At 67.1% G+C, this 10,765-nt stretch carries 10 protein-coding genes; 4 read left to right on the top strand and 6 right to left on the bottom strand.

What is annotated here, in order from left to right; translation table 11 throughout:
* On the top strand, window positions 1-529 hold a 529-nt coding region (locus AC27IQ_RS13685; RefSeq protein ID WP_487089787.1), incomplete at its 5' end, for a trehalase family glycosidase.
* 1,402 nt (window positions 530-1,931) lie between these two features.
* On the opposite strand, the gene AC27IQ_RS13680 is transcribed toward AC27IQ_RS13685, so the two are convergent.
* From AC27IQ_RS13680 to AC27IQ_RS13660, 5 genes are all read right to left on the bottom strand, one after another.
* Window positions 1,932-2,189: a hypothetical protein gene (locus AC27IQ_RS13680; protein WP_487089786.1), complete on the bottom strand. Its 258-nt coding sequence runs from the start codon at window positions 2,187-2,189 to the stop codon at window positions 1,932-1,934.
* Between the two features lie 191 nt (window positions 2,190-2,380).
* Window positions 2,381-3,187, bottom strand: coding sequence for an ABC transporter ATP-binding protein (locus AC27IQ_RS13675; RefSeq protein WP_284411785.1), 807 nt, complete (start codon window positions 3,185-3,187; stop codon window positions 2,381-2,383).
* Window positions 3,184-4,131 carry a nitrate ABC transporter permease gene (gene ntrB, locus AC27IQ_RS13670; protein ID WP_092745760.1) on the bottom strand — a complete coding sequence of 316 codons (948 nt, stop codon included), beginning with the start codon at window positions 4,129-4,131 and terminating at the stop codon, window positions 3,184-3,186. The genes AC27IQ_RS13675 and ntrB overlap by 4 nt, the downstream gene beginning before the upstream one ends.
* Before the next feature lie 54 nt (window positions 4,132-4,185).
* A complete protein-coding gene (locus tag AC27IQ_RS13665) occupies window positions 4,186-5,430 on the bottom strand; it encodes a CmpA/NrtA family ABC transporter substrate-binding protein (protein ID WP_487089785.1) in 1,245 nt (414 codons plus the stop codon).
* A 411-nt stretch (window positions 5,431-5,841) separates the two neighbouring features.
* On the bottom strand, window positions 5,842-6,468 hold the full coding sequence (locus tag AC27IQ_RS13660) for an ANTAR domain-containing response regulator (protein WP_272568327.1): 627 nt from the start codon (window positions 6,466-6,468) through the stop codon (window positions 5,842-5,844).
* 243 nt (window positions 6,469-6,711) lie between these two features.
* On the opposite strand from AC27IQ_RS13660, the gene AC27IQ_RS13655 reads away from it, so the two are divergent.
* Both AC27IQ_RS13655 and tsaD read left to right on the top strand, forming a co-directional pair.
* Complete coding sequence (locus tag AC27IQ_RS13655) at window positions 6,712-7,863, top strand: branched-chain amino acid ABC transporter substrate-binding protein (protein WP_284411791.1); 1,152 nt, start codon at window positions 6,712-6,714, stop codon at window positions 7,861-7,863.
* A 91-nt stretch (window positions 7,864-7,954) separates the two neighbouring features.
* Window positions 7,955-8,995: a tRNA (adenosine(37)-N6)-threonylcarbamoyltransferase complex transferase subunit TsaD gene (tsaD, locus tag AC27IQ_RS13650; RefSeq protein ID WP_487089784.1), complete on the top strand. Its 1,041-nt coding sequence runs from the start codon at window positions 7,955-7,957 to the stop codon at window positions 8,993-8,995.
* Window positions 8,996-9,160: 165 nt separating this feature from the next.
* Here tsaD and AC27IQ_RS13645 read toward each other — a convergent pair whose 3' ends face one another.
* On the bottom strand, window positions 9,161-9,538 hold the full coding sequence (locus AC27IQ_RS13645) for an Hsp20/alpha crystallin family protein (RefSeq protein ID WP_284403044.1): 378 nt from the start codon (window positions 9,536-9,538) through the stop codon (window positions 9,161-9,163).
* Between the two features lie 346 nt (window positions 9,539-9,884).
* Between AC27IQ_RS13645 and AC27IQ_RS13640 the strand changes: the two genes are divergently transcribed.
* On the top strand, window positions 9,885-10,694 hold the full coding sequence (locus AC27IQ_RS13640; RefSeq protein ID WP_487089783.1) for a DUF2242 domain-containing protein: 810 nt from the start codon (window positions 9,885-9,887) through the stop codon (window positions 10,692-10,694).
* Window positions 10,695-10,765: the final 71 nt, after the last annotated feature.

Raw genomic sequence — 10,765 nt, 5'->3', positions numbered from 1 at the left:
AACCGTGCGCCGGCGCCTGCTGGTGCGGGGCGGCCTGTCCACCTCGGAGACCGCCAGCGGCGAGCAGTGGGACCGCCCCAACGGCTGGGCGCCGCTGCAGTGGATGGCGGTGGAAGGCTTCGCCGCCTACGGCGCGGCCGACGAAAGCTGCCGCCAGCTGTCGGACGACATCCGCACGCGCTGGGTCAAAACCGTGCAGGACGTGTACGACCACGAGGGCAAGCTGGTCGAAAAAATACTCGCTGTGCGAATCCGGCGACAGCCCCTCCACCGGAGGCGATGGCGGCGAATACCCGCTGCAGGACGGGTTCGGCTGGACGAACGGGGTGGTGCGGGGCTGGCTGGACGACCCCGCCTGACGGCCCGGCGGCCGCGCCACCCGTCGGACCACGTCCCTTATGAGGGAATGGCCCAGACCGTCGTGGTGGCCCGCGTCGGGGTATTGGCCTTCGTGGTCACGATGCACGCGGTGCCATGGGCGCCATCGGTGCCGAAAGACATCACCACGTCGGGATTGCCGACGGGGTAGGCCAAGATGTACATCAAAGGGACGTAGATAATGCCTTTGACATTATCGCCGTTGTAGGTCACGCTGTTTTCGCCATTCACCGCGAGCCGGTCGCCCAGGCGGTTGGTGAGGGGCTGGCCAGCGAAGGCAGATAATGGAACGGGGTTGAAGGGGGTCGATCCCGTTATTTTCTGTCCGTTGATCGTGCCGCTCATTTGAACCAGCGATCCATTGGCGGGATCGTATTTTCGGGTGAGTTGCAGGTGGATATTCTGCTCGGGCATGTCCAGAATGCCATCCTTGAAACTCATTGTGAATGGATTGAAATAATAGGCCTGGGAATTGATGCCATCCGTTGAAATGCTGATGGCCACGAAATTCAGATCCCAGTCGGTGCCCGGCAGCAGCGTTGCGTATTGCGCCTGGATGGAGACGAAAGACCGGCTTTGCAGGGTCTCGATGTCGAATTGGAAGGGATAGTAGCCGCTGAAATCCGCCAGTTCGCACCCGCTGAGGTCGTACAGCGCGAAGTCGGGTTTCGCGGCCTGGGGAATGGTGACGAGCGACCGGATCTGCGCGGGCTTTTGCCCATCGGTCACCATGTTGTTGCAGGCGAAACCCTGCTCGGCAGCGGTGCCCATGATGAGCGACACGGTCTCGCTGCCCTGGGCGACCGTGAAGAAGTACATGTTCAGGTTGTACGCATAGGTGTGCACCGGCTGGAGATTCCCGGTGGTGCCAGGGTCGTACTGCAGCTGGTTGTCCGACCCGATCCGCATCACCTTTTTTCCAGTCGCCGTATCGACGTAATCGCCGGCGAAGAGGGCGGCTGCAATGGGGTTGTTGTAGGTGGCGCCGGAGACATCGACCTTCGTTTGCTTCGGCAAGGTGATGCTTCCCAAACAGAAGGCCACCGGCCCGTACGTGTCGCCCGCGCGGGTGAACTCCAGCTCGACCGTGAGCCCCTGGTCGGACGTCTGGTGCAGGGTCTTGCCGTCGAAGCTTCCCGTGAAGGGGTAGCGGGTGGCGGAGGTTCCGTCCAGCGAGATGATCAGCGACACGTGGTACGCAGGGGCGATGGTGCCTGCTTGAAACACCATGTTGGTGTCGACCGCCAAAAAGGCGCCCTGGGCGTTTCCAAGGGTGTAGTAGCCGTTGAAGGTCTGCAGCGCCGGTGCGTCGGGCCGGGTGGAAGGCGAAGCCCCGAGCGCTGGTTGGGCGGGGTTCAACAGCTGCAGGTGATGGGCTTGCGTGTCCTCGATGGAAATCGAGCGCGGCACGGACGGAATGGGGGTCGGGGTCATGGTGGAGGGCGTTTCAAGGGTTGCGATCTGCCGAGGCCGGCAGGGCGGAGGGGCCCGCCCAGGGGCTCAGCGCTTCCTGGGCGGCGGTGGCGTGCGCGGCGATGGGCGCGGGCGCAGCCTCAGAAAGGGGACCAGGCCACCGTCAAAGCCCCTGCGGGATCTTTCGTGATGGCAAGCACCCGGATGTAGTCGCCATCGCTGCTTCCGGTGTGGATTACCCGCCTTTTCGGCAGGTTGCAATGGTCCCCGGGGTAATGAACGCTGCTGAGCGTGGCGTTGACGCCGGCACCATGGTCAATGGTGGTGATTTTCTGGTCCGCCATGGCATCGCTAATCCCCGTTTTGGTGAATAATGCGCAAATATCGTGATATTCCATTCCCCTGATCGGGGTGCTGAACTGGAATCAGGATTTTCACGGTGGCGCACGGGCCACTGCGCGATATTATGGGGACGGCTTTCTAACAGATTGAAAAATCCCTGAAAATTGCTTAAACGATCTGATAAAACATGAAAAACAATCGGAGCGCACGGCCTGCGCGGTGCCGTGCCTGCGGGGCCGCCGCTGCCTCAGGCCGCCTTCTCCACATGCGCCTGGCGCGTGTACAGGAAATCGATCACCGCCTTGCGGCTGCGCAGGTAGCGCGGGTCTTCGGCCAGGGCCACGCGGTTGCGCGGGCGCGGGATGTCCACCGCCAGCACCTCGCCGATGGTGGCGGCCGGGCCGTTGGTCATCATCACGATCTTGTCGGACAGCAGCACGGCCTCGTCCACGTCGTGGGTGACCATGACCACCGTGCTCTGCGTGCGCGCCACGATCTCCAGCAGCTCGTCCTGCAGCTTGGCGCGGGTGAGGGCGTCCAGCGCGCCGAAGGGCTCGTCCATCAGCAGCACCTGGGGCTCCATCGACAGCGCCCGGGCGATGCCCACGCGCTGCTTCATGCCGCCCGAGATCTCGCCGGGGCGCTTTTGCGCCGCGTGCGTGAGGCCCACCATGGCCAGCGCGGCCTCGGTGCGGGCCTTGAGCTGGGCCTTCGGTTCCCGCTTGCCGAACACGCGCTCGACCGCCAGGTGCACGTTGCCTTCGCAGGTCAGCCAGGGCAGCAGGGAATGGTTCTGGAACACCACCGCGCGCTCGGGGCCGGGGCCCTTGATCTCCTTGTTGGCGCACAGCAGCGCGCCGGCGGTGGGCACGGTGAGTCCGGCGATCAGGTTGAGCAAGGTGGACTTGCCGCAGCCCGAGTGTCCGATGAGGGCGACGAACTCGCCCTTGGCGATGGACAGGTCGATGCCCTTGAGCGCCGGAAACAGCCCCTTGGCGGTCTTGAAGGTCTGGGCGACGCCCTGGACCTCGATGAATTTCGCGGGGTTGTTCATGCCTTCACCTCTTCGAACGTGAATGCCGTGGCCAGCTTGACCAGGGCGTATTCGAGCAGCAGCCCGACGATGCCGATCACGAAGATCGCGATGATGATGTTCTTGACGTTCAGGTTGTTCCACTCGTCCCAGACCCAGAACCCGATGCCCACGCCGCCGGTCAGCATCTCGGCCGCCACGATCACGAGCCAGGCGGTGCCCACGGCCAGGCGCACGCCGGTCAGCATGTAGGGCAGCACTGCGGGGAACAGGATGGTGGTGGCGATCTTCCATTCCGAGAGGTTGAGCACGCGGGCCACGTTCATGTAGTCCTGCGGCACGCGCTGCACGCCCACCGCGGTGTTGATGACCATGGGCCAGATCGAGCAGATGAAGATGGTCCAGATGGCGGCCGGGTTGGCGCCCTTGAACACCAGCAGGCCGATGGGCAGCCACGCCAGCGGCGACACGGGCCGCAGCAGGCTGATGAGCGGGTTGAACATGCGCGAGAGGAAGTGGAACCGCCCGATCACGAAGCCCGCGGGAATGCCCACCAGCGCCGCCAGCCCGAAGCCGACCGCCACGCGCTCCAGCGAGGCGAGCACGTTCCAGCCCACGCCCTGGTCGTTGGGGCCGTTGCGGTAGAAGGGGTTGCTGAAGACTTCCAGCGCCTGCTTCCAGGTCTCCAGCGGGCCGGGAATGCTCTGCCCGGTGGTGGAGGACACCACGGCCCACAGCCCGATCAAGAGGCCCAGGCCGCAGGCCGGCGGCAGCACGGCGAGCCAGAAGGCGCGCGAGGCGGCCGCCCAGTCGCGCGGCGCCCGCGGCGGGCTGGGCGGGGCGGACTGCAGTGGTTTTTGCCCCGATGCCGGCGTTTTGATTGCCGGTGTTGCTATCGTTTGCATAGCAGAAGGGGCCGCGGCTGGGGTGGGCTCCGGCGGGGCGTGGAAGACGGCGCTGACCATGGTGGGATTCTCCTGGCGGGGGCTGGGGGCGGGCGGCTCGGGCGGGGCCCGGGGTCAGGCCTTGATCTTGAAGCTGTCGGCGTACTTGGCCGGGTCCTTGCCGTCCCAGACGACGCCGTCCATCAACTTGCTGGAGCGCATGTCGCTCTTGGGCAGGGGAACCTTGGCGGCAGTGGCGGCCTGCTTGTACAGCTCGGTGCGGTTGATCGACTTGGCGACGGCCAGGTAGTCCGGGTGGTCCTTGAGCAGGCCCCAGCGCTTGTGCTGCGTGAGGAACCACATGCCGTCGGACAGGTAGGGGAAGTTCACCGCGCCGTCGTTGTAGAACTTCATGTAGTTGGGGTCGTCCCAGGTCTTGCCCAGTCCGTTCTGGTAGCGGCCCAGGATGCGCTGGTTGATGGCGTCCACGCTGGTGTTCACGTAGGCCTTGCCGGCGATGGTTTCGGCCATCTTGTTCTTGTTGGCGAGGCCCTCGTCGATCCAGCGGCCGGCCTCCAGGATGGCGGCCGTCACGGCGCGCGCGGTGTTGGGGTACTTCTGCACGAACTCCGACGTGGTGCCCAGCACCTTCTCGGGGTGGTCCTTCCAGATGTCCTGCGTGGTGGTGGCGGTGACGCCGATGCCGTCCATGATGGCGCGGTGGTTCCAGGGCTCGCCCACGCAGAAGCCGTCCATGTTGCCCACGCGCATGTTGGCCACCATCTGCGGCGGCGGCACGGTGATGACCTTGGCCCCCTTGAGCGGGTCGATGCCGTTGGCGGCCAGCCAGTAGTACAGCCACATGGCGTGCGTGCCGGTGGGGAAGGTCTGCGCGAAGGTGTATTCGCGCTTTTCCTTGGCCATGAGCTGGGCCAGGCCCGCGCCGTCCACCGCGCCGGCATCGGCGAGCTTCTTGCTCAGCGTGATGGCCTGGCCGTTGTTGTTCAGGGTCATGAGCACGGCCATGTCCTTCTTGGGGCCGCCGACACCCAAGTGCACGCCGTACACCAGGCCGTACAGCACGTGGGCGAAGTCCAGCTCGCCGTTGGCCAGCTTGTCGCGCACGCCCGCCCAGCTCGCTTCCTTGGAGGGCACGATCTTCACACCGTACTTCTGGTCGATGCCCAGCACCGAGGCCATCACCACGCTGGCGCAGTCGGTGAGGGGGATGAAGCCGATCTTGACTTCCTTCTTTTCCGGCGCGTCGGAGCCGGCTGCATGCACCATGGAGCGCAGCGCGGGGCTCACGCCCACGGCCCCCACGGCGGCGGCCTGCAGCACGGTGCGGCGGTGGAGACTGGTTTTGGACAGGTCGGTCATGGAAGGCATCCCTTGGCTTGGCTGGCAACGTGAAAAACAAAAAAGGCGTCCTCACACGCCCGCAGGCTGCCTTGGGGGCAGCGCCGCGAGCGGTGGGGACGCCTTTGTCCGGGTTCTGCCAGGTCGCACCCGCCATTGGGTGGGGCCTGGCAATCGACCAACGTTGGTCTTGCCTCCGTCATTGCAAGCCTTGTGCCAGAGCGGGCCATGCGGGCTATTTGCTATTTTTTTTTGTAGCGATATGCCCTAGTGTTGATTGCGCTGGAGGCCTTTTTTGGCTCGAACCGTCCGGCGCCGGGCGCCGCGTGGCCCTGGGCCAAAGCGGGCCGCGGCGCGTGCAGGGCCGGGCACGGAAGCCGCGCGATGGTGCAGTGCCGCACTGCCCTTGTGCAGCGCCGCCGGCCGCGCCGGTCAGCCCAGCAGGTCCGCCACGTCCAGCATGCGCTGGGCCACCTCGACCAGCTTCATGCCCTTGTCCATCGCGCTCTTGCGCAGCTTGTCGTAGGCGGCCTGTTCGGTCAGGCCCTGGCGCTGCATCAGCAGGCCCTTGGCGCGGTCGATGGTCTTGCGGTCCTTCAGCTCGCTGCGCGCATCGGCCAGTTCGGCGCGCAGGGCCTGCTCGTGCTGAAAGCGCGCCATCGCCACGTCCAGGATCGGGCGGATGCGCTGGGGCGACAGCCCGGCCACGATGTAGGCCGACACGCCCGCGGCCACTGCCTGCCGCACGTGGGAGGGATCGTCGTCGTTGGTGAACATCACGATGGCGCGGGGCGCATCGCGGGTGGCCATCACCACGTGCTCCAGCGCGTCGCGGGCGTCGCTCTCGGCGTCCACGATCACCAGGTCGGGCTGCAGCTGCGCGAGCCGCTCGCTCAGGAACACGTCGGCCGGCAGCGTGGCCACCAGATTGAAGTTGTTTTCCAGCAGGCCGATGCGCAGCGCCCGCGAGCGCTCGGCCTGCAGCTGGGCGTGCTCGTCGTCCTCGGCGCCCACCGCCAGGTCGGGGGCCACCACCACGATGCGCAGGGAGTCGGTCATGCCCCAAGCTTAAGCAATAAATACGCCCATGCTGGTGCGCCGGCGGGGTGAAAACCCCGATGGATCGCCGCGGATACCTGAAAGCGCACTGTGCGGGTGCATTAGCACCGCTTTCGGCCTGGGACGGAAATTGCTAATGGATGTAACTTGCTATGGAGCAGGGGTTACCCGATAGCGTAAGACTCTTCGGTCTTATATACATCCGGATACATGTAAACCACTGAATGGATTGGAGCTGGGTCTATGAGCACACAAGGAAGCAGGCGTGCCGCGCTGCTGGCGATCGCGGCGCTGGCCGCCACGTTGGGGGCAGGGTGCAGCAAGGTGCCCGACACCATCAAGATCGGCGTGGCCCAGCCGCTGTCGGGGCCGCTCGGCGCGCTGGGGCAGGATATGCTCAACGGCGTGACGCTGGCGGTGCAGGAGCTCAACAAGTCCGGCTTCACGGTCGATGGCAAGACCGTCACCCTGGAAGTGGTCGCGCAGGACGACCGGGCCGACGCCGACTCCGGCAAGAAAGCCGCGCAGCAGCTGGTGGAGTCCGGCGTGGTGGCGGTCATCGGCAACCTCAATTCGGGCGTCAGCATCGCGGCGGCGCCCATCTATGCCGAAAAGGGCATCGCGCAGCTGGCCATCTCCACCAACCCGCGCTTCACCGAACTGGGCCTGCAGACCACCTTGCGCCTGGTGGCCAATGACAACCTGCAGGCCCGCGCCATGGGCTCGTTCGCGGCCACGCAGCTCAGCACCGCCAGCTACGCCGTGCTGGACGACGGCACGCCCTACGGCAAGGGCCTGGCCGATGGCGCGGCCAAGCAGCTGGCGACGGAGAAGAAGGAAGTCACCGTGCGCCAGTCGTTCGACGACAAGACCACGGATTTCGACGAGGTGGCCCGCCGCATCCAGACGGCGAAGGTGGGCGTGATCGTCACCACGCTCAACGACTTCCAGGTGCTGGCGCTGCTGCAGGCGCTGCAGAAGATCAACTACACCCAGCTGTCCGTGCTGGGCGGCGATACCATCAAGACCACCGACATGGTCAAGGGCATGGGGATGGTCACGGCCATCTATGCCACCTCGCCCGTGCTGGAGGCGCGCGAGTTCATCACCGGCCGCCAGTTCCTGGACCGCTACAACACCGCGTTCAAGAAGCCGCCCGCCTACGGCGGCCACTACAGCTACGACGCCACCTACGTGCTGTCGGCCGCCATCAAGCAGGCCAAGTCCGCCGATCCGAAGGAGATCACCAAGGCCCTGCGGGCCATCAACGGCTACGCGCCCGTCACCGGCACCATGACCTGGGACGAAAAGGGCGAGCAGCGCTACGGCGCCGTGGGTGTGTACAGCCTGCGCGCCGGCAACTGGGAACTGCGCATGCGCTCCGACCGCTGGTGAGCGGGCCGCCGCCCGGCGCCACCACGGCGTCCGAGGCCGCGCCATTCCACGGGGCGGGGAGGGGCGGGCCCCAGGTCCTACACTCGGGCGCATGAGTCTGTTGATCCTCGGAATCGAATCCTCCTGCGACGAAACCGGCTTGGCGCTGGTGCAGTCGCCCACCGGCGACGGGGTGCCCACGCTGCTCGCCCATGCCCTGCACAGCCAGATCGAAATGCACCAGGCCTACGGCGGCGTGGTGCCCGAACTGGCCAGCCGCGACCACATCCGCCGCGTGCTGCCGCTGACGGAAACCGTGTTGGCCGAATCCGGCCGGCGCCTGGCCGACGTGGATGTGGTGGCCTACACGCGCGGCCCGGGGCTGGCCGGCGCGCTGCTCGTGGGCGCCGGCGTGGCCTGCGCCCTGGGCGCCGCGCTCGACAAGCCCGTGCTGGGCGTGCACCACCTCGAAGGGCACCTGCTGTCGCCCTTCCTCAGCGCGGACCCGCCGGAATTTCCCTTCATCGCGCTGCTGGTCTCGGGCGGCCACACGCAGCTGATGCGCGTGGACGGCGTGGGCCGCTACGAAATGCTGGGCGAGACCATCGACGACGCCGCGGGCGAGGCATTCGACAAATCCGCCAAGCTGATGGGCCTGGGCTATCCCGGCGGGCCCGCGCTGTCGCGGCTGGCCGAGCAGGGCGACCCGGCCGCCTTCAAGCTGCCGCGACCGCTGCTGCACAGCGGCAACCTCGATTTCTCGTTCGCCGGCCTCAAGACCGCCGTGCTCACCCAGGCGCGCAAGCTGGGCGACGACCTCGACGCGCGCAAGGCCGACCTGGCCGCCAGCACGCAGGCCGCCATCGTGGACGTACTGGTGCGCAAGACGGCCGCCGCGCTGCAGCAGACCGGGCTGCGCCGCGTGGTGGTGGCGGGCGGCGTGGGGGCCAACCGGCACCTGCGCGAGCAGCTCAATGCCGCCTGCGCCCGCGCCCAGGTGCGCGTGCACTACCCCGAGCTGCACCTGTGCACCGACAACGGCGCCATGATCGCCATGGCCGCCGCCATGCGCCTGCAGGCCGGCCGCCAGCAGGCCAACCGCGACTACGCCTTCGACGTCAAGCCGCGCTGGCCGCTCGATACGCTGCAGTGATCGCGCAGGCCACCCGGCCACAGCTGGCGGCGATGCGCCTGCGCACATGAAAAAGCGCCCTGGCGTGGCGGCCAGGGCGCTCGTGAAAACCGGCCGAGTGGCGCGGCGAGGCGTTCGATGCGAACGCCTTGCCGGCGCCACATCCGCAGCGGATGCGGGCCAGGGTCAGCCGATGGCCAGCTGCGTGGCGCGGCTCACCGGCACCACCTTGCCCAGCACCAGCGTCAGCACGCCGTTTTCCAGCTTGGCGGAGCTGGTGGACACGTCGATGTCCGCCGGCAGCTCCCAGGCGCGCTGCACCTGGCGCGGCGCACCCTCCACGCTGGTCAGGCGCACCTGATTGCCTTCGATGGTCAGCTGCAATTGGTCACGGCTCAGGCCGGGCAGATCCATCTGCAGGGTGACGGTCTTTTCGTCCTGCTGCACGGTGTAGCCGGCGGCGGCCGGGGTGGCCAGGGTATGGTTCAAAAAGCGCTGCAGGGCCACGTCGGCGGAGCGGGGGGCGTTGAAAGCGGCGCGGCGGATCACGGGGGCGAAAATCATGGAAAAACTCCTGGAAAAACAGTGTCTTCGCGGCTCCCGGGTCGTTCGCCGCATGGTCCACAAATGTGTGTGGCGCGCTGCATTTCAAGGGCTTTTGAGCACGCGAATCGGCGCTTCACGCGCATTGGATCGGCCTGGGGATGCCTGCCGTTTTTACAAGGTGCCCCCGCGCACGGGGTTGCGCGGCCGGAACCCGCGCGGCGCTGCCGCATCCCATGTGCAGCCGCCCCCGCGCCGGTTGCGCGGGGTTACATCCCTTTGTCCGGACGCGTCTTTCGCAGCCTTCACAATGCACGCTGATCAGGGAATCGCCATGCCTACTTTTCGTCCATCACCTTCAAGCCCCATGCCTTCGCGCCATCCCCGCACCGTCTGGGTGCTCGCGCTGTCCGCTGCGCTCGTCGCCGCCCTGGCCGGTTGCGCTTCCAGCTCGGTCCCCGGCCTGGACCGCACGCCGCGCTTCGACCCGGACGACTTCGACAGCGCCAGCATGCACACCCGCCACATCAATGCACCGCAGGCGCGCGTGTGCGAAGGCGCCCGCCGCGCCCTCCTGAGCCAGGGCTACCTGGTGAGCACCGCCAGCGCCGAAGTGGTGGCCGGGCGCAAGTACTTCCAGCCGTCCAGCGACATCCACTACGAGGTCGAGATGCGCGTCGTCTGCGCCACCGAGGGTGGCGACAAGACCCGCACCGCCGCCTTCGCCAGCGCCCTGCAGGACCGCTACGTCATCAAGAAGATCAACAACTCCGCCTCGCTCGGCGTGGGCGCGCTGGGCTCGGTGTCGCTGCCGTTTTCCGCGAGCGACGACACGCTCGTCAAGGTGGGCAGCGAGACGGTGACCGACCCGCGCTTCTACGACCGCTTCTTCCAGCTGTTCGACCGCTTCGTGCCCGCCGCGCGCGAGCAGGTGGGACAGGCATCGCCCGCCGTGCCGCCCACGGTCGCCAACGAAACCGCGAAGAAAGAGGCCCGCGAATCCGGAGAGGTGCACGAGATCCTGCCCATGCCCGTCACCATCCCCGCCCCGGTCCCCCGCCCGCCGGCCGTCACCGGATTTCCGATGCCGCCCGCCGCGAACGCCGGGGTGGAAACGCCAGCGGCCGAACCGGCTGCGGCGCCTGCTTTGGCACCGGCCTCCACGCCGGCGAACTGAACGGCGGCACCGCCGGGAGCGCGGCGCCTGCCGCGCGATGCCCACAGGGCCCCGTGCGATGCATTTCCGCG

Source organism: Acidovorax sp. KPB24-07, from assembly GCF_057543315.1.
The sequence above is the reverse complement of the archived record's forward strand: the minus strand, read 5'-3'. Positions and strand labels throughout refer to the sequence as shown.